The following is a 20,992-nucleotide window of genomic DNA, read 5'->3' as shown; positions in this document are numbered from 1 at the left end:
TATATGGCGCACAATGACTTCTAAAAACAATCCCGCCACTGCGGTATCCGATCTGACCCTGAGCCCTGCCGCAAACAGCCCGTCATCATCGAAGCCATTGCCTCCCTCGCGCCCGCTGGGCACTCAGCAATATCTGTACTACACCGAAACCAACACCGACCGCATCCTCGACAACCTCGATGGCCTGCGTGATCTGGTGTTCCCGCGTCCACCGCACCTGGAAGGCGACAACGAACAGCACAACGATCAGGAGTTTCCGTCGGTGTGCCTGATCGGCCTCGGTCGCTGCGGCTCGAACATCGCACTCGACGTCGCGGAGCTGGTGTACAACGCGCGCAAGTTCTACCTCAACGAATTCAACAACGAAGACCGCGCTGCTGACCGCCGTCTGGCCGACAAGGGCTACAGCCCGGCGCAGTGGATCAAAAACAACCTGCGGATCGGCACCAACAAGTCGAGCAAACCGGTGTTCCTCGTCGAACCGCTGGTGATGCTCGGCGACCTCGACAAGGACATCGCCGGGCGCATCCGCTTCTCGCGCAAGGGCGAGAAAAGCGGCTTCCTGCGCGATTACAGCAAAATGAAGATCATGGACTTGTCCGAAGTCCACGCCGGTGGCGCCGGTAACGCGCCGATCCTCGGCCAGTATCTGGCGAAAATCATCCTCAACAAGGACACCCAGCGCTTCTCCAGCCCTGACTGGAAAATGATCCACTCGTACCTGATCGACAGCTGCGGCATCAAGGCCAACCAGTCGCGCCTGTACTTCTCGATCTTCAGTGCCGGCGGCGGTACCGGTTCGGGCATGGCCTCGGAATTCGGCCTGGCCCAGCAGCACTCGTACATGAACAAGACGTTCGACACCAAGCCGATGGACGAGCACGACGGCAAGAGCGGGCATTCGTTCGTGTTCGAGCCGATCTTCACCAGCGGCATCTGCGTGCTGCCGAACATTTCCGACCACCGCAGTGAAATGTCCGAGGCGCTGCACATCAACGCCGGCCGCCTGCTGTGCAAATACCTGTCGGAGGAATGGGATTTCTCCTACAACTTCGCCAATGAAGACAGCAGCGAAGCCAGCGTCATGGGCCGTATCCGCCCATGGAACGCGATGATGCTGATCTCCAACGACATCATGCGTTACGCCGAAGAGAGCGATGACGGCAACATCCAGAACATTGATGTCAATGCGATGGAAAAGCACGCCAACCAGTACATCTCGCAGCAGATCTTCAACATACTGACGGCGCAGGCGGTGACCACCGACTACGACCAGAACTACTTCCGCCGCGCCGGCATCGACATCGGCGAAACCATTCGCCTGGATGCCAACGACCTGTTCATGAGTCTGGCCGGCCCGGTGGCGATTGCCTACGCCGAATCGGTGGTGCCGGAAACCCCGCCGCCGAGCAGCGACAAGTTCAAGGTCTTCGACAAAGAGCCACAGCGTCTGAACATCGACGACCTGTTCTTCCGCTCGATCGACCTGCCGCACTTCAACAAGGTCACCCAGGCCATCGAAGGCATCAGCCTGCTGCCGATCGAATCCAAGCGCTATCGCGCCTCGCTCGAGCAGTACAAGAATTCCGGCTACGACGCCGCGGCGCTGCACGACCTGCACTTCTTCAAGAACTGCTCGTCGGTGGTGTCGATCGTCTCGTTGCCGAAGGACTACAAACTGTCGTACATGGACCTGAACCGGTTGAAGACCCACCTCAACAGCCTGTTCCCCAACACCACGCTCAAGCGTTATGCGCTGGTGATCGGCGCTTCGGCCAACCTGTCGCTGACCACCCTGATCGCCAAGAGCCCGTGCCTGTCGGACGACTTCCTGACGTTGATCGTGGCGTTCATCAAGCGCTGCTTCGCCAAGACCCCGTACCGTTTTGACGAGACTTTGGACAACTCGATCCTCGACTTCATCATTAATGAAGAGTTCGACGAAGACCGCATCGACGATCTGCTCAACGAGTTCGAGAACCCGGCGAAGATCCTCGACACCAACTGGTACGCGATCAAGCCGATGTACGAGAAGAAGTACCGCGAGCTGATCAACGACAAGGACAAGTTCGTCTCGATCAACGACATTCGCCTGTCGCGCGATTGCGTGAAGAAGTCGATCAAGTACCTGCGCGAGATCTACCGTCACCGGATCGGCAAGACCAAGGTTATTTCCTTGAATAACCATACCGGGAAGACTTACTCGGTCTGATCCAGATCCGAGTTGCCCCTATCGCGAGCAGGCTCACTCCTACAGTTGAAATGCGTTCCCCTGTAGGAGTGAGCCTGCTCGCGATGGGGCCCTCAAATTCCCTGAAAATCTCAGCCCTTCCAATATCCAGAAACAATTAAGCAGCCCTCCGGCTGCTCAATAAACTGTTCCCGTTACGTTTACGTCACCGTGAGGCCACCCACGCTTGTGGCCTTTCTCTACGGCAACGTGCCATCACGCTACTCGGCTACACACTTTTCGCTGATGGTCTCACGCACTACAAAGGTGCGCGAGCTCAGGCGACCGCCCTTTCCTGGATCAGAATCCACGGACTCACCACCACCGCCCACAGCGCTGGATCACGCTCGAAAATATCCAGCGCCCGCGTTTCAGACAGCTTGGCGACCTTGTCCTCGGCCAGCCAGGCGGCGACTTTCTCGCCATCATCCGAGGCCACGGCCTCGGCGGCGGCGATCAAATCCAGAGCCGGGTCGACCCACAATAGGGCACCCTTGGCGAAGAACGGCTCCAGCTCTTTCCAGGTAATAGATGCGGTTTCACCAAGCAGCTTGGCATAGAGGGTGCTAGGTTCTTGATTCATGGGACTGTCCGGAAAAGAAATCGACGCGAATGATAACGTCGGTGGTCCGGCAGAAAAACCCGGTTGCAAATGGCTTCACCGAACGAAAAGAGCAGGAACGCCAAGGAATGCTGGTGTTTGGGATATATGCCCACGAAAGCCCCGCCGCAATTCTGTCTTTTTCATTCAAAAATGCGACACCCCCAAGTTTTGCCCCTCGGCGCCTGCTTCCCAGGCCAACAACCGGCGCTCTACACTGTACCGGTACAGTTGCCGGGGGCATTTCCGGAGGGTATCGCAAAGATATCTGACCCGGTTCTGCTGCTGCGGCGCCAGAACTCAAAAAAATTACAACAGTAAGAGTGGAGCACTATGACTAAGGCTACTAAGCAGATTTCCAAACTGTTTGCCGCTATGGTTCTGGCCGGGGTTGCCAGCCATTCGTTCGCCGCTGACACCATCAAGATCGGTATCGCCGGCCCTAAAACCGGTCCTGTAGCCCAATACGGCGACATGCAGTTCAGTGGCGCGAAAATGGCCATCGAGCAGATCAACGCCAAGGGCGGCGTCGACGGCAAGAAACTCGAAGCCGTTGAATACGATGACGCGTGCGATCCGAAACAAGCGGTAGCGGTCGCGAACAAGGTCGTCAACGACGGCGTCAAGTTCGTGGTCGGTCACCTGTGCTCCAGCTCCACTCAGCCTGCTTCGGACATCTACGAAGACGAAGGCGTCGTGATGATCACCCCGGCTGCCACCAGCCCGGACATCACCGCCCGTGGTTACAAAATGGTCTTCCGCACCATCGGTCTGGACAGCGCCCAGGGCCCTGCCGCCGGTAACTACATCGCCGACCACGTGAAGCCGAAAATCGTTGCCGTCCTGCACGACAAGCAGCAATACGGTGAAGGCATCGCTACCGCAGTCAAGGCGACTCTGGAGAAGAAAGGCGTGAAAGTCGCCGTGTTCGAAGGCGTCAACGCCGGCGACAAGGACTTCTCCTCGATGATCGCCAAGCTCAAGCAAGCCAACGTCGACTTCGTCTACTACGGCGGCTACCACCCGGAGCTGGGTCTGATCCTGCGTCAATCTCAGGAAAAAGGCCTGAAAGCCAAGTTCATGGGTCCGGAAGGCGTGGGTAACGACTCCATTTCGCAGATCGCCAAAGACGCCTCCGAAGGCCTGCTGGTGACCCTGCCGAAATCCTTCGACCAGGATCCGGCCAACGTTGCCCTGGCTGATGCATTCAAGGCGAAGAAAGAAGACCCGAGCGGCCCGTTCGTGTTCCCTTCCTACTCGGCGGTTGAAGTGATTGCCGGCGGTATCACCGCAGCCAAATCCGAAGACCCTGCCAAAGTGGCCGAAGCCATCCACGCCGGCACCTTCAAGACCCCTACCGGCGACCTGAGCTTCGACGCCAAGGGCGACCTGAAGGACTTCAAATTTGTGGTTTACGAGTGGCACTTCGGCAAACCGAAAACTGAAGTTTCGCCTCAGTAAGGCGCGCCCTGACTGACTGCCAATAAAGCCCACGGCGTGCCGTGGGCTTTGTTTTACGAATGTATGGGCCGCGCTGGCGTGATCCGCCAGTCTCCCCACCTGAAAATCTCAAAACCGTCATCAGCGGTTCGCTGGCAAAACCCGGATTCGAAGTGGATAAAGATCCACGGGGCCGGGCGGGAAAATGACTCCACCAGTGAAATGCGTATCAGGTTTTTAGGAGCGTTGTAATGCCTGACATCTATCACTTCTTCCAACAGCTGGTTAATGGCCTGACCATTGGCAGCACGTATGCCCTGATCGCCATCGGCTATACGATGGTTTACGGCATCATTGGAATGATCAACTTCGCCCACGGCGAGGTGTACATGATCGGTTCCTACGTGGCGTTCATCGCCATCGCCGGGCTGGCCATGATGGGAATCGACAACGTCCCGCTGTTGATGACCGCCGCGTTCATCGCGAGCATCGTCGTCACCAGTTCCTACGGTTACAGCATCGAACGGATCGCCTACCGCCCCCTGCGCGGCAGCAACCGTCTGATCCCGCTGATTTCCGCGATCGGTATGTCGATCTTCCTGCAGAACACGGTTCTGCTCGCGCAAGACTCCAAGGACAAATCCATCCCCAACCTGATCCCCGGCAACTTCTCCATCGGGCCAGGTGGTGCACATGAAGTGCTGATTTCCTACATGCAAATCGTGGTGTTCGTGGTGACCCTGGTCGCCATGCTCGGCCTCACGCTGTTCATCTCCCGCTCTCGCCTGGGTCGCGCCTGCCGTGCCTGCGCCGAAGACATCAAGATGGCCAACCTGCTGGGCATCAACACCAACAACATCATCGCCCTGACCTTCGTCATCGGTGCTGCGCTGGCAGCCGTTGCGGCTGTGCTGCTGAGCATGCAGTACGGCGTGATCAACCCGAACGCCGGTTTCCTCGTCGGCCTCAAGGCCTTCACCGCTGCGGTACTCGGCGGGATCGGCAGCATCCCCGGCGCCATGCTCGGCGGGCTGGTGCTTGGGGTGGCGGAAGCCTTTGGCGCCGATATCTTCGGCGACCAGTACAAGGACGTCGTGGCTTTCGGCTTGTTGGTTCTGGTGCTGTTGTTCCGTCCGACCGGCATTCTGGGCCGTCCGGAGGTTGAGAAAGTATGACTAGGAATCTTAAACAGGCACTGTTCAGTGCCTTGCTGGTATGGGCCGTGGCCTACCCGGTACTCGGTCTGAAACTGACCATCGTCGGCATCAACCTCGAAGTGCACGGCACCAGCCCGGCCATTCTGGCGACCATCGCCGTGTGCTCGGTGCTGATGTTCCTGCGCGTGCTGTTCAACCAGCAGATCAGCAAGGCGTGGAAATCCTCGCCGGGCCTGCCGTTGATCCCGGCCAAGGCCAGCAACTTCCTGACCCTGCCGACCACGCAACGCTACATCATCATTGCGCTGATCCTCGGTGCACTGGTGTGGCCGTTCTTCGGCTCCCGTGGTGCGGTGGACATCGCCACGCTGATCCTGATCTACGTGATGCTCGGCCTCGGTCTGAACATCGTCGTCGGTCTGGCCGGTCTGCTTGACCTGGGTTACGTCGGCTTCTACGCCGTCGGCGCCTACAGCTACGCGCTGCTGTCGCACTACTACGGCCTGAGCTTCTGGATCTGCCTGCCGATTGCCGGCCTGATGGCGGCGACGTTCGGCTTCCTGCTGGGCTTCCCGGTGTTGCGTCTGCGCGGTGACTATCTGGCGATCGTGACCCTCGGTTTCGGCGAAATCATTCGTCTGTTCCTGCGTAACCTGACCGACATCACTGGTGGCCCGAACGGCATCAGCAACATCGAGAAACCGACGTTCTTCGGCCTGACCTTCGAACGTAAAGCGGCGGAAGGCATGCAAACCTTCCACGAGTATTTCGGCCTCGAATACAACTCGATCAACAAGGTGATCTTCCTCTACCTGGTTGCCCTGTTGCTGGCGCTGGCAGCGCTGTTCATCATCAACCGCCTGCTGCGCATGCCGATCGGCCGTGCGTGGGAAGCGCTGCGTGAAGATGAAATCGCCTGCCGTGCACTGGGTCTGAATCCGACGATCATCAAGCTGTCGGCGTTCACCCTGGGTGCGAGCTTCGCCGGTTTCGCCGGTAGCTTCTTCGCTGCCCGTCAGGGTCTGGTGACGCCGGAATCGTTCACCTTCATCGAGTCGGCGATCATCCTCGCCATCGTCGTGCTGGGTGGCATGGGCTCGCAACTGGGCGTGATTCTCGCGGCCGTGGTGATGATCCTGTTGCCGGAAATGATGCGTGAGTTCAGCGAATACCGGATGTTGATGTTCGGTGCGCTGATGGTGTTGATGATGATCTGGCGTCCACAAGGTCTGCTGCCGATGCAACGCCCACACATGGAGTTGCGAAAATGAGCCGCGAGATTCTTAAAGTCGAAAACCTGAGCATGCGCTTCGGCGGCTTGCTGGCGGTCAATGGCGTGGCCCTGACCGTCAAGGAAAAACAAGTGGTGGCGCTGATCGGGCCGAACGGCGCGGGCAAGACCACCGTTTTCAACTGCCTGACCGGTTTCTACCAGCCCTCGGGCGGCAGCATCCTGCTGGACGGCGAGCCGATCCAGGGCCTGCCGGGGCACAAGATCGCCCTCAAGGGCGTGGTGCGCACCTTCCAGAACGTGCGGTTGTTCAAGGACATGACGGCGGTCGAGAACCTGTTGATCGCCCAGCACCGTCACCTGAACACCAACTTCCTGTCCGGCCTGTTCAAGACCCCGGCGTTCCGCAAGAGCGAACGCGAGGCCATGGAATACGCCGAATACTGGCTGGAAAAGGTCAACCTGAAAGAGTTCGCCAACCGTACCGCCGGCACCCTGGCCTACGGTCAGCAACGACGTCTGGAAATCGCCCGCTGCATGATGACCCGTCCGCGGATCCTCATGCTCGACGAACCGGCCGCCGGCCTGAACCCGAAGGAAACCGAAGACCTCAAGGCGCTGATCAGCGTGCTGCGTGAAGAGCACAACGTCACCGTGCTGCTGATCGAACACGACATGAAACTGGTCATGAGCATTTCCGACCACATCGTCGTGATCAACCAGGGCACACCTCTGGCTGACGGTACGCCGGAACAGATCCGCGACAATCCTGAAGTGATCAAAGCCTACCTGGGGGAAGCGTAAATGCTGCAGTTCGAAAACGTTTCCACCTTCTACGGCAAGATCCAGGCCCTGCACAGCGTCAACGTCGAAGTCCGCCAGGGCGAGATCGTGACCCTGATCGGTGCCAACGGTGCCGGCAAGTCCACGCTGCTGATGACGCTCTGCGGTTCGCCGCAGGCGCACAGCGGCAGCATCCGCTACATGGGTGAGGAACTGGTCGGCCAGGACTCGTCGCAGATCATGCGCAAGAGCATCGCCGTGGTGCCGGAAGGTCGTCGGGTATTCGCCCGTCTGACCGTTGAAGAGAACCTGTCCATGGGCGGCTTCTTCACCGACAAGGGCGACTATCAGGAGCAGATGGACAAGGTCCTCGGCCTGTTCCCGCGCCTGAAAGAACGCTTCAACCAGCGCGGCGGCACCATGTCCGGCGGCGAACAGCAGATGCTCGCCATCGGCCGGGCGCTGATGAGCAAGCCGAAACTGCTGCTGCTCGACGAGCCGTCGCTGGGCCTGGCACCGATCATCATCCAGCAGATCTTCGACATCATCGAACAGCTGCGCAAGGACGGTGTAACGGTGTTCCTGGTCGAGCAGAACGCCAACCAGGCGCTGAAAATCGCTGACCGTGCGTACGTTCTGGAGAACGGCCGCGTGGTCATGCAAGGCACCGGTGAAGCGCTGCTGACCGACCCGAAAGTGCGCGAGGCGTACCTCGGCGGTTGATCCTTTTCGCTGAACAGAAAAACGGCCTTCGGGCCGTTTTTTTTGTGCCTGGCAGATAGATTGAATCCAACACAGATCCCCTGTGGGAGCGGGCTTGCTCGCGAAAGCGCTGTGTCATCCGACATCAATGGTGTCTGACACTACGCCTTCGCGAGCAAGCCCGCTCCCACAGTGGATTGCAGTGTTCGAAAATCTTTTCGAAAAAACTTTGCACTGCGCTGTAACGCATCGCCATGAGCGTTCTCTAGTGGGGTAAGCAAGCGCACTTCGCTTGTAAAACCCAAGCTCAAATCTGGAGAAACATCATGACTGCTACCACTCGCACCCTGTCCGCCGCTGCACTGGTTCTGGCTCTTGGTTCCGCCCTGAGCATGACTGCCGTTTCCAGCGCCAATGCCGCCGATAACAGCAACATGGAAAAATGCTTCGGCGTGGCCATGAAGGGTCACAACGATTGCGCCGCGGGCGCGGGCACTACCTGTGCCGGCACAGCGAAGATGGACTACCAGGCCAACTCGTGGAAGTTCGTGCCGAAAGGCACCTGCACCACTACCGAGAGCAAGACCTCGCCGACCGGTTTCGGTCAGATGGAAGCCTTCAAAGCCAAGTCCTGATCCATTGCCTGCCCGAGTGACGCCCATGTTCACCACCAACGAAACTGTCCCACCGCGCACTCGGGCAGCCCTCTGCGGGCTCCCGCCCCGCGCGGGGCTGGGGCTCAAGACCGGGCACTTGCGTGAAGTGCTCGGCACCCTACCGGACATAGGTTTCTTCGAAGTCCACGCCGAAAACTACATGGTCGACGGCGGTCCGTTTCATCATTTTCTCGGGTTGATCCGCGAGCAGTATCCGCTGTCGCTGCACGGTGTCGGGCTGTCCATCGGGGCCGAAGGGCCATTGGACATTCAGCACCTGCAACGCCTGCAAACACTGATCGAGCGTTATCAACCGCAAGCCTTTTCCGAACACCTGGCCTGGTCGAGCCACGGCCCGGTGTTCCTCAATGACCTGCTGCCGCTGGCGTATGACACGCCGACGCTGAACCGCGTCTGCGAACACATCGATCAAGTGCAGAACAGCCTCAAGCGGCCGATGCTGCTGGAGAATCCAGCGACCTATCTCGGCTTCGAGCGCTCGACCATCGACGAGCCGGCGTTCATCACCGAGGTGATCCGCCGCAGCGGCTGCGGTCTGCTACTCGACGTCAACAACGTCTACGTCTCGTGCATCAATCATCAACGCGATCCACTGGCGTACCTTGACGCACTGCCCTTGCACGCGGTTGGCGAGATTCATCTGGCCGGGTTCGCCGAAGATGCCGACAGCCTCGGCGACCGTTTGCTGATCGACGATCACGGCGCGCCGATTGATGACGCGGTCTGGGCGCTATACCGACAGGCGCTCGAACGCGTTGGCCCGGTGGCAACGTTGATCGAGCGGGACAATCAGGTCCCGGCGTTCAATGTGCTGCTGGCCGAGGCGCAGCAGGCCGAAGCGTTGTTGCTGCACGCAGGGAGTCAGCCATGAGCACGCAAGCCGACTTCAGCGCCGCCCTGCTCGACACCCGCCTGCCCTGCCCCGCTGGCCTGTGCAGCGCCAACGGTGCTGATCCTGCCAGCCGATTCTCGGTGTATCGCAATAACGTGCAAGGTTCGTTGATCAACGCGCTGGCCGACAGTTATCCGGTGGTGCAGCAGTTGGTCGGCGAGGAATTCTTCCGTGGCATGGCCGGCATATTCATCCAGCAGCAGCCGCCGCACAGTCCGTTGATGAGCCGTTACGGCGACGGTCTGGCGGACTTCATTGACGCATTCGAAGCGGCGGCCGAGGTGCCGTATCTGGCCGATGTCGCACGGCTCGAACGCTTGCGCACCCGCGCTTATCACGCCGCCGATGCCGCGACGGTCAGTGCGCAACAGATCAGCGCTGCACTGGCCGATCCGCAAACACTCGCCGAACTGGACATCACCCTGCATCCCTCGCTGCACCTGCTCGATTCGGCTTACGCGGTGGTTTCGATCTGGGCGGCGCATCAAGGAGAAGCGACGCTGGCAGGCATCGACATCCATCAAGGGCAACACGCACTGGTGCTGCGCAACGCTCTGGAGGTCGAGGTGTTTGCCCTCGATCACGGCGACAGCGTATTCATCCGCCATCTGCTCCATCACCGACCGCTGCTGCAAGCCGCGCAAGACAGTCCACCTTTCGATCTGCCGCAGACGCTCGCCCTGCTGATCGGCCACAACGCCATCACCGACCTGAACACCAAGGTATCGCCATGAACAACCTCATCATTCGCGCCATCGGACTCATGGAAAAAATCCCCCACAGCCTGATCGCCTTCATCGCGCGATTCTCGATTGCCGCGGTGTTCTGGAAGTCCGGGCAGACCAAGGTCGAGGGGCTGGCCATCGACTTGATCGACGGCACCGTTCAACTCGGCTGGCCACGCTTGGCGGACTCGACGATTCCGTTGTTCCAGAGCGAATACCACGTACCGCTGCTGTCACCGGAAATCGCCGCGCACATGGCGGCGTTTGCCGAACACTTCTTTCCGGTGCTGATATTGATCGGCTTCGCCACGAGGTTTTCGGCGCTGGCGCTACTGGGCATGACGCTGGTCATCGAGGTGTTTGTCTACCCCGATGCCTACCCGACCCATGGCACCTGGGCGGCGGTGCTGCTGTACCTGATGGCGACCGGGCCGGGGAAATTGTCGATTGATCATCTGATCGCACGACGTTTTGTCAGTTGACCACAAACTGTAGGAGTGAGCCTGCTCGCGATAGCGGTAATCCAGCCAACATTTCTGTTGAATTTGCTTACGCAATCGCGAGCAGGCTCACTCCTACAGGAAATGAGTTAGCGCTGAAGGCGATCCAACGCCTCGCCGCTGCGTTTGAACCAGCCAATCAGATAATCCGCCAGCACTTGCGTGCGCTTGGGCAAACCGCCCTGGTACGGGTGCACCAGATACATCGGCATCCGCCGCGTCTGAAAATCGCGCAGCAGCCAGCGCAACCGGCCATCAGCCAACTCCGTTTGCAGCAGGTACGACGGCAATCGTGCGATACCGGCGCCGGCCAGTGCGGCTTTCTTCAGCAGGTTGTAATGGTTGCTGGCGAACGGCCCCGACACCCGCACCCGCAGCAATTCGTGCTGTTGGTGATACAGCCATTCCTCGCGACCACTGTAGTGGCTGTTGAGCAGGCAGCGGTGTTCGGCCAGCTCCTGCGGGGTCAGCGGTTCGCCGAACTGTTCTAGATAAGCCGGGCTGGCGCAGGTCATTTCCTGCCAAGCCAGCAGCGGCTTGGCCACCAGCCGCTCGTCATTGGCCACCTCGGAGCGAATCGCCAGATCGAAGCCATCCCGGGACAGGTCGCGATAGTGGTTGTTCAGCTCCAGCTCGATCAGCACCTCGGGGTATTTCTGCGAGAACTCCAGCAGCAGGCCATCGAAAAACGTTTCCCCCAGCGACACCGGCACCGTCATCCGCACCGGGCCGGCCATGTCGTCTTTCAAACGCGCCAGCGCCTGACGCGCGCGCTCCACCTGGACGACCAGCGCTTGCGCCTGCGGCAGCAAAGCGGCGCCGGCGGCAGTCAGGCTCAGGCGGCGCGTCGTGCGCTGCAGCAGCACCACGGAAAACTGCGCTTCCAACTGACTGATGCGCTTGGACAACTGGCCCTTGCTGCAACCCAGTTGCTGCGCCGCCAAGGTAAAGCTGCCGGCCTCGATCAACACCGCGAACGCCGCCAGATCATCCATTTCGCTCATGGATTGTTTCCATTTGAAAACCAAAGGTTGCCTATTAGTGCGCTTATCCGCAGAAAAAACCACTCTAGACTGAAACCTCGTTCAACCCATTGAGGAACAGCCCATGAAGATTCTGTTGATCGGTGCCGCCGGCACCATCGGTTCGGCCGTGGATAAAGAGCTGAGCCAGCGTCATGAAGTGATCCGCATCGGTCGCAGCAGCGGCGACTTCCAGGTGGACATCAGCGACAGCGCCTCGATTCGCAAACTGTTCGAGCAGACCGGCAAGTTCGACGCGCTGATCTGCGCCGCCGGTAACGTGACCTTCGCCCCGCTCGGCGAGATGAACGCTGACAGCTTCGCCCTGGGCCTGAAAGACAAGCTGATGGGCCAGGTCAACCTGCTGCTGATCGGCCGCGAATACGCCAACGACGGTGCCTCGTTCACCTTCACCACCGGCGTGCTCAGCCACGACCCGATCCGCACCGGCGCCTCGGCGGCACTGGTCAACGGCGCTCTGGACAGCTTCGTCAAAGCCGCCGCCATCGAATTGCCGCGTGGCCTGCGCATCAACTCGATCAGCCCGACCGTGCTGCTGGAAGCGATGGGCAGCTATGCCCCGTACTTCCGTGGCTACAAGCCGGTTCCGGCAGCCGATGTGGCATTGGCCTACGCGAAAAGTGTCGAAGGCCTGCAAACCGGTCAGACCTTTCACGTGGGCTAAACCCTTGTGATCAACGGTCAGCCTGCGTAACGTGGCGGCACTTGTCTGGAGAGCCGAAGATGCGTGTTGCCCGTTCGTTGATCGTTGTTGCCCTGCTGCCGTTGTTCGCCGCCTGCCAATTGCTCGATGGCCCGCGTGAAAGCGCGTCCCACGTCGGGCAGACCCGGATGCAGGGGCAGTTGACGGCAGCCGAGGGCAAACTGGTGTTCCAGCCGTGTGGCGAACAGCGTCAGTACGTGGTCAACGACATCGGCGGCACCAGCGTGCTGCAAGAGGCTGCGACCCTCGCCGATCAGCAGGGCAAGCTGTTTGCCGATGTGCGCGGGAGGATCGCCGGCGACCGCCTCGACCTTGGCCAGTTGTATCGCGTCGAGCGCTCCGGCACCGCGTGCGATGACCCGAACTTCAAGCTGTTGATCCTGCGTGCCGCCGGCCACGGTCCCGAATGGAACGTCAAAGTCAGCGGCAAGGGCATGGTCATCGACCGCGAAGGCCAGCCGGCACTGGCCGTGCCGTATGTCGAGGAGCAACTGGGCGACGGCCGCTTCAACCTCAGCAGCGAAGCCAACAACCAACGCATCGAGTTGTGGGTCGCGCCGCAGCGCTGCGTCGACAGCAGCACCGGCAGCGTGCAGCACATGAGCGCCGAACTGCGCATCGACGGCAAGGTCGAGCGTGGTTGCGGGTATTTCGGCGGATCGCGCAACGACTGAGCGTTTTAGCCTCACCGGATCCGGCCTTTGCGGCTTATAATCGCGGCCTTCAAACGCCCTGGCGCAGTTGTGCGCCCCGCGAATCCGGATCCTCGCCATGTTACGAATCACCGAACTCAAGCTGCCAATCGACCATCCCGAAGAAGACCTGCGTGCCGCCATCGTGCAGCGCCTGGGCATCGCCAGCGATGACTTGCTCGATTTCACCTTGTTCAAGCGCAGCTACGACGCGCGAAAAAAGTCCTCCGAACTGTGCTTCATCTACACCATCGACCTCACCGTGCGCGACGAGGCCAAGGTGCTGGGCAAGTTCGCCGACGACCGTAACGTCAACGTGGCGCCGGATGTCAGCTACAAATTCGTCGGTCAGGCGCCGAGCGACCTGAGCCAGCGCCCGATCGTGGTCGGTTTCGGCCCGTGCGGGATTTTCGCCGGCCTGCTGCTGGCGCAGATGGGCTTCAAACCGATCATCCTTGAACGCGGCACCGAAGTTCGTCAGCGCACCAAGGACACCTGGGGCCTGTGGCGTAAAAGCGTGCTCAACCCCGAGTCCAACGTGCAGTTCGGCGAAGGCGGCGCGGGTACGTTCTCCGACGGCAAGCTGTACAGCCAGATCAAGGATCCGAAGTTCCTTGGCCGCAAGGTCCTGCACGAGTTCGTCAAGGCCGGCGCGCCGGAAGAAATTCTCTACGTCAGCAAACCGCACATCGGTACGTTCCGTCTGACCGGCATGGTCGAGACCATGCGTGAAGAGATCCGCGCCCTGGGTGGCGAAGTGCGCTTCCAGGAGCGCGTCACCGATGTGCTGATCGAAGACGGCCAACTGGTCGGCGTCGAGCTGGCGAGCGGCGAAACCCTGCATTCGAAACACGTGGTTCTGGCCCTTGGTCACAGTGCCCGTGACACCTTCCGCATGCTCCACAGCCGTGGCGTGTTCATGGAAGCCAAGCCGTTCTCGGTGGGTTTCCGCATCGAGCACCCGCAATCGCTGATCGACCGTGCGCGGCTGGGCAAGTACGCCGGCCACCCGAAGCTGGGCGCTGCCGACTACAAACTGGTGCACCACGCCAAGAACGGCCGTTCGGTCTACAGCTTCTGCATGTGCCCGGGCGGCACCGTGGTTGCAGCGACGTCCGAGCCGAACCGCGTGGTCACCAACGGCATGAGCCAGTACTCGCGTAACGAGCGTAACGCCAACTCCGGGATCGTCGTCGGCATCACCCCGGAAGTCGATTACCCGGGCGGCCCGCTGGCCGGGATCGAGTTGCAGGAGCGTCTGGAATCCCACGCGTTCATCCTCGGCGGCAGCGACTACAAGGCCCCGGCGCAACTGGTCGGCGACTTCATCAACGGCACCCCGTCCACCGAACTGGGCGAAGTCGAGCCGTCGTACAAACCGGGCGTGGCCCTGGGCGACCTGGCCCTGGCGCTGCCGGACTTTGCCATCGAAGCGATTCGTGAAGCGTTGCCGGCGTTCGAGAAACAGATTCGCGGCTACTCGCTGCACGATGCGGTGTTGACCGGGATCGAAACCCGCACCTCGTCGCCGCTGCGCATCACGCGTAACGAGTCGCTGCAGAGCATGAACGTCAAAGGTCTGTTCCCGGCGGGTGAAGGTGCGGGTTATGCCGGTGGGATTCTGTCGGCGGGTGTGGACGGGATTCGGATTGCCGAGGCCGTGGCGCGCGACATTCTCGGTCTGGAAGCCTGATACATCTGTCTTGAAGTAACACCAACCTCCTGTGGGAGCGGGCTTGCTCGCGAAGGCGCTGTGTCAGTCGACGACAATGTTGACTGACACAGCGCCTTCGCGAGCAAGCCCGCTCCCACATTGGTTTCCGAGTCTGGCTTTAGATATTTGCGCGCAGCACTGTGGTTGGCAGCGCCTCACCCCGTTCGGCACTCGCCGCCACCGCCGCAATCAATCCCTCCAGCTCATAGCCCTGCGCCTTCAGCCAGCCCTGATCGTAATAGGTGTCGGCATAGCGCTCGCCGCCATCGCACAGAATCGCCACGATCGACCCCGACTCCCCCGCCGCTTTCATCTGCTGCGCCGCCATCAGCGCGCCGATCAGGTTGGTGCCGCTCGACCCGCCGACATGCCGTCCCAGACGCTGCGCCAGATAATGCATGGCCGACAGCGACAAGGCGTCCGGCACCTTGACCATCGCATCGATAACCTTGGGCAGGAACGACGCTTCCACCCGAGGCCGGCCAATGCCTTCGATCCGCGAACCGCAGTCCAGACGCAGGCTCGCGTCTCCGGTCTGGTAATAATCGAAGAACACCGAGCGCTCGGCGTCGGCGCACAGCACCCGGGTGCAATGCTGGCGGTAACGCACGTAACGACCGAGGGTCGCGGTGGTGCCGCCGGTGCCGGGGCTGGAAATCAGCCAGCTCGGTTCCGGGTGTTTCTCGAAACGCATCTGCTGGAAGATCGACTCGGCGATGTTGTTGTTCGCCCGCCAGTCGGTGGCCCGCTCGGCGTAGGTGAACTGGTCGATGAAGTGGCCGCCATGCTCGCGGGCCAGACGTTCGGATTCGGCGTAAATCTGCGTCGGATCTTTCACCAGATGGCTCTGACCACCGTAGAAGGCGATCTGCGCGATCTTCTCTTTCGAGGTGGTCGCCGGCATCACCGCAATGAACGGCAAACCGAGCATACGCGCGAAATACGCCTCGGAAATCGCCGTCGAACCGCTGGACGCCTCGATCACCGGCGCGCCGGGTTTGAGCCACCCGTTACACAACGCATACAGGAACAACGACCGCGCCAGACGATGTTTGAGGCTGCCGGTGGGATGGCTGGATTCGTCCTTGAAGTACAGCTCAATTCCCGCAAAACCTGGCAGCGGCAAGGGGATCAGATGGGTGTCGGCGCTGCGCTGGAAGTCCGCTTCGATGATGCGGATGGCTTCGCGGGCCCACTGGCGGTTGTCACTCATGGTCATGCTCTCGTTGAGTCGGGCAGGAGTAGCCTTGTCACAGGCTCAGTCCCCCAGCATAGGAAAAAACCGGCAAGGCTCACAGATACAGCTGAGGCTCAATTCATCCACCAACTGCCAGGTTCTGGGCAAATGGGTATCAGGCTTTTGCTGTAATTGCGCAGAACCTATCCCCCCGTTCTTTGAACTGAAGCGGCCTGCTCGCCCCCCTGCCTGACAAATAGCGAACAATCCGCACTTAATCAAAGATCCGTCCTACAGCCAGCATTTGTCCGCTTCGTTAACGTCGCACAGCCCTTTAGAAGGGTTGTCGATGGATGAACGAAAGGACGCTCAGTGGCTCGCAACAAGGACATTCCCCGGGTCCCCAACCCGCCGGCGGGCGACGGTCATCACGTCACCTGGCGCTACATGACGGCCACTGAACTGGCCGAGCGCGACGCCCGACAAAATGCATACGACGCCATGCTGGCGCGGCAGGAGGCCTTCGAACGCAGTCGAGAGGTTGCGGCGAAAAAGCCTGATCCCGTACGCGCCGGGTGCGTGTTCGCCAAGTCCTGCAAATTGCCGGACGCGATCATCGATTACTCGAATTCTTCGGGGATGGTACCCACCGACAGCCTGAAAGATTACGGAGATCTGGCCCTGCTCGGCGGCCGTGAAGCCGATGACAGCGGCGGCGTTCCACTCAAGAAAATCAGCGGCACTGCCATCCCGGCAGGCCTGGGCACCTTCGCCCTTGCGGGTGAGGCGTTCAAGGCATTGCCCGCCATCGCTTCCGCCGCCGTAGTGACCCCTTTGGTCGGGCTGGTGGCGTTGCTCATGCCATCGAACCTGGGCGACAGCGCCCTCTACACCGAAGACCAGTTGCTCGCCCTCAGACAGGCTCGAACCCGCGTGCGCCTACATGTCGAACAACAGGCCGACGGCAGCCTCAAGGGTTATGGTTTCTACACCGGCAAGAATCGCGACTGGGAAATGGTCGATGTCGCGCAGTTCACCGCACGTGATAACCGCTTTGTCGCAGACCTCGGCGAAGGCATCGAACTGATCTGGACGCCCGCCGTGGACGGCTCCGACATCCTCGGCATCCCCGCGCTGGAGGCCGCTCCGCAGGCACCGCATATCTGGGTGTACCCACCAACGAAAGCGGCGGACGGGATTCTGGTGAATCCGGTTTATCCGCCGGAGTATCGGGATTTCATTCTGGTGTTTCCGGCGGATTCGGGGGTTCGGCCTCTATACATCGTGGTCAACACCTCGCGCAAAGGCTTACCACCAGCAGGACACAGCTATCATAAACCTCCGAAAGCAGAGGAAATTACCGCGTTTCCCGGCCTGAAAAAGGCACAGAAAATGAATCCCGTACAAGGAGGTGGCGGACTTCGGGAGCGATGGAAGGATGCAAAAGGCAGGAGAATTTATGAGTGGGACTCGATGCACGGCGAGTTGGAAGTTTACCGTGCAAGTGACGGAACTCACCTAGGCGCTTTTGACCCTTTTACAGGAGAGCGACGAGAAGACCCGAAAGATGAAAGAAGCATCAGAAAAAAATACTTGTGAGGGTGATGATGGGATTAAAACTAAGGCTGGAGTGGTACGACAAGCAAACCCATCTATGCGAGGGCGAAGAATATTCCGAGGATTTAGGCGACGATGAAACCGTTTTGAATGCCTTGGGTATACCGGTGGAAAACAACATTAATAATGGCGGCTTCAACGTACTCGAAAGTTGGAAACCTGTCCTTCAACCTTACTTTCAAAATAATATTTCCCTAACGACTTACGACTATCAAATTTCGTTCGACTACAGCGACGTCTGGTAAGCGGCACCTCAGATCATAAAAAACCCCGACCAGTCACCTGATCGGGGTTTTTCTTTACCGCTCGTTGCCGCTTAGTGCGAAACGCGGCTGGTGCCACCGACGGTGGAGATGCGCACGCGCTCACCGACACGGAACACTTCGTTTTCCTGAACCTGTTGCACGTAGGCGCGCATGCTGCCGTCGTCTTCGCGCACGGTGATTTCCACGCCCTGGGTGCGGGTCAGGCCTTCTTCAGTCGCGGAACCGATCAAACCACCGGCCACAGCACCGATGACCGCCGCGACGATGCTGCCTTTGCCGCCACCGATGGCGCTGCCGCCGACACCGCCGACCACTGCGCCTGCAGCGCCGCCGATCGGGGTCTTGGTGCCTTCGATTTTCACCGGACGCAGGGATTCGATGGTGCCCATGCGAATCGTCTGCACACGACGCGCTTCGTCACGGGAGTAGGAGTCACCGGTCAGGCTCGACTGGCAGCCGGTCAGCAACATCGCCATCGTGGAAAAGGAAGCAACCAGCAGAACAGACTTACGCATAGCATCAACTCCAAAAGAACATGTGTTCATTAAACCCCGCTGCTTGACGCCTGTCACGACGCAGCCCGGATAAACTTGATTTTATTCAGGCCCGGTACAGGCACCTGCAAACTCACCCAACAGTAGCGCCAAATCGCTCAATCCGCCCTGCCGACCCAAGGATTTTCATGGATTACCTGATCATTTTCGTCACCACCGTCGCCGGTCTGTACTTCCATTGGTGGCTGTACGTGCGGATCAAACGCTGGATGGATCGTGATCTGGCCCTGTCGCTGGCGGGCAAGGATGAGGGCAAGCGCGCCTTCATGCTCGAACAACTGGCCCATGCCCGGGCGCAGAAAATCAAGCGTCGGGACTTGCCGAAGTGGCTTGAGGCCACTGCGGCAGGCTATCACGCTCGGTAGACTGCTTAAGGCGCCAGACGTTCAAGAATCCAGTTGGCGCCCTGCAAACGGTAGTTCAGGCGATCATGCAGACGACTTGGACGGCCTTGCCAGAACTCGATGCGCTCCGGCAGCAGACGATAACCGCCCCAGTGTTCCGGGCAGTCGGGCTGGGTGTCGCTGAAGCGCTGTTCAGTCGCCTTGAGCAGATCTTCCAGCTCGCCACGCCCGTTGATCACCCGGCTCTGCGGTGAGGCCCAGGCGCCGAGCCGGCTGCCCAGCGGTCGCACCTGATAATACGCGTCGGACTCTTGCGGCGTGACCTTGACCACCCGCCCTTCGATGCGCACCTGGCGCTCCAGGCTTGGCCAGAAAAATGTCATGGCCGCGAAAGGATTCGCCGCCAGATGCTGGCCCTTGGCGCTGTCGTAGTTGGTGAAAAAGGTGAAGCCCTGCGCATCCAGACCCTTGAGCAGCAGAATGCGGCAATGCGGCCGCCCGTCCGCATCGACCGTGGCCAGGGTCATGGCGTTGGCTTCCACTGGCGCCTGTTCGGTTTTCACCGCGTCGGCAAACCATTGGTGGAACAGCGCAAACGGCTCGCCCGGGGCTTGCGCCTCGGTCAGTCCGTCCCGGGTGTAATCACGACGCATATCTGCCAGAGCCTGGGTCATGGCGCATTCCTTTTCGTTAGCGGATCACTGCTTGGAAGTATCGCTTGCGGCAACTTTCTTGTCAGTCGCCGCGGCTTTGGCCGGAGCGGTTTTCTTGGCAGGGGTTTTCGCCGGAGCCTTGGTTGCCGCCTTCTTCGCAGGTGCCTTGGCCGCCGCTTTCTTCGCTGGTGCCTTTTTGCTCGCAGGCACCGCAGCTTTCGCCGCTGCCGGCGCCGGGGTTACCGGTTTGGCTGCAGGCTTGACGTCCTGTGCGGCAAGCATCGTGGTCGGTGCCGGCGCTGGCATGTTGTACTTGCTCAGCAGCGCAACCATGGTGTTTTGCGGGGTCACCAGCAGTTCGACGCGACGGTTCAGGGCACGGCCTTCGGCGCTGTCGTTGGCGGCACGCGGGGCATCGCCACCCATGCCACGCAGCATCAGGCGATCACGCTGCAAGCCGCTCAGGCGGAAGATCGCCGCCACGGACTGGGCGCGCTCCTGGCTGAGTTTGACGTTGGCCGGCGCGGCACCGGTGTTGTCGCTGTGACCAAGCACCAGGACTGCGGTTTTTGGGTCAGCTTCGAGGATTTTCGCGACATTGGTGAACGGGCTGAGGGTCACCGGCAGCAGCATCGCTGGACGCTTCGGGTTGAACGAGCCTTCAACCGGCGCGATCACCACCAGCACGTTGTCACGGCGCTCAAGTTGCAGATTGCTGTCCTTGATCGCTGCACGCAGGCGTGGCTCGTAGTCATCCAGCCAGGCTTGGGTGACTTTCGGATCAGGCATCGGCACCACTTTGGCAGTGGATTGATCCTTGCCGCCGAACGGCCACCACCACTTCGTGCCGGTGTCGGCATCGGCCTTGGCCACTACCGCCGGTTTGGCTTCTGGTTTGACTTCGGGTTTCACCTCGGCTTTGGCCGCCGCATCATCGGAACCGCCGAACGGCCAGTACCAGTGGCTGCTGCTTTCAGTCTTGGCCACCGGTGCGGTCGCGGCAGGTTTGAGCGGCGCCGGGGCTGCGACAGAAGCCGGAGCCGGGGCCGGCTCTTTGGCCGCCACTTTGTCGGAGGACCCGAACGGCCACCAGCTACCGCCGTCCGCATCGTTTTTAGGAGTCTGTGCACAACCGGTGATCGCAACACACAGGGCCAGGGCGAGAGTTTTTTTGGATGACATTGAAAATCCACAAAGTGAAGTAATGAAAAATCAGAGCTCTTTTGCCCGGATAAACTGACGCTTTGAATCGAAAAACCGGATCTGGTTCCAACCCTGGAACCTCATGTAA

General features: G+C 60.2%; 22 protein-coding genes. 16 read left to right on the top strand and 6 right to left on the bottom strand.

What is annotated here, in order from left to right; all coding sequences use genetic code 11:
- Positions 1-13: 13 nt before the first annotated feature.
- Complete coding sequence (locus KCG87_RS10210) at positions 14-2,212, top strand: hypothetical protein (RefSeq protein WP_027614384.1); 2,199 nt, start codon at positions 14-16, stop codon at positions 2,210-2,212.
- Positions 2,213-2,507: 295 nt separating this feature from the next.
- Here KCG87_RS10210 and KCG87_RS10205 read toward each other — a convergent pair whose 3' ends face one another.
- Positions 2,508-2,813, bottom strand: a complete 306-nt coding sequence (locus KCG87_RS10205; RefSeq protein WP_047292130.1) for a DUF2288 domain-containing protein — start codon at positions 2,811-2,813, stop codon at positions 2,508-2,510.
- 351 nt (positions 2,814-3,164) lie between these two features.
- Here KCG87_RS10205 and KCG87_RS10200 point away from each other — a divergent pair, with 351 nt between their 5' ends.
- From KCG87_RS10200 to KCG87_RS10160, 9 genes are all read left to right on the top strand, one after another.
- On the top strand, positions 3,165-4,292 hold the full coding sequence (locus tag KCG87_RS10200; protein ID WP_098967574.1) for a branched-chain amino acid ABC transporter substrate-binding protein: 1,128 nt from the start codon (positions 3,165-3,167) through the stop codon (positions 4,290-4,292).
- Positions 4,293-4,522: 230 nt separating this feature from the next.
- Positions 4,523-5,446 (top strand): high-affinity branched-chain amino acid ABC transporter permease LivH, encoded by a 924-nt coding sequence (gene livH, locus KCG87_RS10195; protein ID WP_027614381.1) that lies wholly within the window; start codon positions 4,523-4,525, stop codon positions 5,444-5,446.
- On the top strand, positions 5,443-6,699 hold the full coding sequence (locus tag KCG87_RS10190) for a high-affinity branched-chain amino acid ABC transporter permease LivM (protein WP_007969481.1): 1,257 nt from the start codon (positions 5,443-5,445) through the stop codon (positions 6,697-6,699). Before livH ends, KCG87_RS10190 begins: the two co-directional genes overlap by 4 nt.
- The gene (gene livG / locus KCG87_RS10185) at positions 6,696-7,463 is read left to right on the top strand and encodes a high-affinity branched-chain amino acid ABC transporter ATP-binding protein LivG (protein WP_007969480.1); all 768 of its coding nucleotides are present in this window, start codon (positions 6,696-6,698) and stop codon (positions 7,461-7,463) included. Before KCG87_RS10190 ends, livG begins: the two co-directional genes overlap by 4 nt.
- Positions 7,464-8,165: an ABC transporter ATP-binding protein gene (locus KCG87_RS10180; protein WP_003222380.1), complete on the top strand. Its 702-nt coding sequence runs from the start codon at positions 7,464-7,466 to the stop codon at positions 8,163-8,165.
- A gap of 305 nt (positions 8,166-8,470) precedes the next feature.
- On the top strand, positions 8,471-8,779 hold the full coding sequence (locus KCG87_RS10175) for a DUF2282 domain-containing protein (RefSeq protein WP_007969475.1): 309 nt from the start codon (positions 8,471-8,473) through the stop codon (positions 8,777-8,779).
- Between the two features lie 25 nt (positions 8,780-8,804).
- Positions 8,805-9,692, top strand: coding sequence for a DUF692 domain-containing protein (locus KCG87_RS10170; protein ID WP_210557968.1), 888 nt, complete (start codon positions 8,805-8,807; stop codon positions 9,690-9,692).
- A complete protein-coding gene (locus KCG87_RS10165; protein WP_210557971.1) occupies positions 9,689-10,447 on the top strand; it encodes a DNA-binding domain-containing protein in 759 nt (252 codons plus the stop codon). Before KCG87_RS10170 ends, KCG87_RS10165 begins: the two co-directional genes overlap by 4 nt.
- A complete protein-coding gene (locus KCG87_RS10160; protein ID WP_210557973.1) occupies positions 10,444-10,920 on the top strand; it encodes a DoxX family protein in 477 nt (158 codons plus the stop codon). Before KCG87_RS10165 ends, KCG87_RS10160 begins: the two co-directional genes overlap by 4 nt.
- A gap of 107 nt (positions 10,921-11,027) precedes the next feature.
- On the opposite strand, the gene KCG87_RS10155 is transcribed toward KCG87_RS10160, so the two are convergent.
- Positions 11,028-11,942: a LysR family transcriptional regulator gene (locus tag KCG87_RS10155; protein WP_027614374.1), complete on the bottom strand. Its 915-nt coding sequence runs from the start codon at positions 11,940-11,942 to the stop codon at positions 11,028-11,030.
- Positions 11,943-12,045: 103 nt separating this feature from the next.
- Here KCG87_RS10155 and KCG87_RS10150 point away from each other — a divergent pair, with 103 nt between their 5' ends.
- The 3 genes from KCG87_RS10150 to KCG87_RS10140 all read left to right on the top strand — a co-directional run bounded on the left by KCG87_RS10150 (position 12,046) and on the right by KCG87_RS10140 (position 15,069).
- The gene (locus KCG87_RS10150) at positions 12,046-12,645 is read left to right on the top strand and encodes a short chain dehydrogenase (RefSeq protein WP_210557975.1); all 600 of its coding nucleotides are present in this window, start codon (positions 12,046-12,048) and stop codon (positions 12,643-12,645) included.
- 59 nt (positions 12,646-12,704) lie between these two features.
- A complete protein-coding gene (locus tag KCG87_RS10145) occupies positions 12,705-13,358 on the top strand; it encodes a hypothetical protein (protein WP_210557978.1) in 654 nt (217 codons plus the stop codon).
- Positions 13,359-13,455: 97 nt separating this feature from the next.
- Positions 13,456-15,069 carry an NAD(P)/FAD-dependent oxidoreductase gene (locus KCG87_RS10140; RefSeq protein ID WP_003222357.1) on the top strand — a complete coding sequence of 538 codons (1,614 nt, stop codon included), beginning with the start codon at positions 13,456-13,458 and terminating at the stop codon, positions 15,067-15,069.
- Positions 15,070-15,208: 139 nt separating this feature from the next.
- On the opposite strand, the gene KCG87_RS10135 is transcribed toward KCG87_RS10140, so the two are convergent.
- Positions 15,209-16,309, bottom strand: a complete 1,101-nt coding sequence (locus KCG87_RS10135) for a PLP-dependent cysteine synthase family protein (RefSeq protein WP_210557980.1) — start codon at positions 16,307-16,309, stop codon at positions 15,209-15,211.
- Between the two features lie 330 nt (positions 16,310-16,639).
- Between KCG87_RS10135 and KCG87_RS10130 the strand changes: the two genes are divergently transcribed.
- Together KCG87_RS10130 and KCG87_RS10125 are read left to right on the top strand one after the other, a co-directional pair.
- On the top strand, positions 16,640-17,866 hold the full coding sequence (locus KCG87_RS10130; protein ID WP_098967559.1) for an S-type pyocin domain-containing protein: 1,227 nt from the start codon (positions 16,640-16,642) through the stop codon (positions 17,864-17,866).
- An 8-nt stretch (positions 17,867-17,874) separates the two neighbouring features.
- A complete protein-coding gene (locus KCG87_RS10125; protein WP_097086746.1) occupies positions 17,875-18,129 on the top strand; it encodes a colicin E3-like toxin immunity protein in 255 nt (84 codons plus the stop codon).
- A gap of 71 nt (positions 18,130-18,200) precedes the next feature.
- On the opposite strand, the gene KCG87_RS10120 is transcribed toward KCG87_RS10125, so the two are convergent.
- Positions 18,201-18,665, bottom strand: coding sequence for a glycine zipper 2TM domain-containing protein (locus KCG87_RS10120; protein WP_007969461.1), 465 nt, complete (start codon positions 18,663-18,665; stop codon positions 18,201-18,203).
- 167 nt (positions 18,666-18,832) lie between these two features.
- Between KCG87_RS10120 and KCG87_RS10115 the strand changes: the two genes are divergently transcribed.
- Positions 18,833-19,069, top strand: coding sequence for a hypothetical protein (locus KCG87_RS10115; protein WP_210557983.1), 237 nt, complete (start codon positions 18,833-18,835; stop codon positions 19,067-19,069).
- Between the two features lie 5 nt (positions 19,070-19,074).
- Here the strand turns inward: KCG87_RS10115 and pdxH are convergent, their stop codons facing one another.
- A complete protein-coding gene (gene pdxH / locus KCG87_RS10110; RefSeq protein ID WP_210557986.1) occupies positions 19,075-19,722 on the bottom strand; it encodes a pyridoxamine 5'-phosphate oxidase in 648 nt (215 codons plus the stop codon).
- 24 nt (positions 19,723-19,746) lie between these two features.
- On the bottom strand, positions 19,747-20,883 hold the full coding sequence (locus tag KCG87_RS10105) for an OmpA family protein (RefSeq protein WP_210557989.1): 1,137 nt from the start codon (positions 20,881-20,883) through the stop codon (positions 19,747-19,749).
- Between the last annotated feature and the right edge of the window lie 109 nt (positions 20,884-20,992).

It is taken from the genome of Pseudomonas sp. MWU347, assembly GCF_017947305.1.
GTDB classification, from domain to species: domain Bacteria; phylum Pseudomonadota; class Gammaproteobacteria; order Pseudomonadales; family Pseudomonadaceae; genus Aquipseudomonas; species Aquipseudomonas putida_A.
Note: the sequence above shows the minus strand (reverse complement) of the source record. Positions and strands in the feature narration are given on the sequence as shown.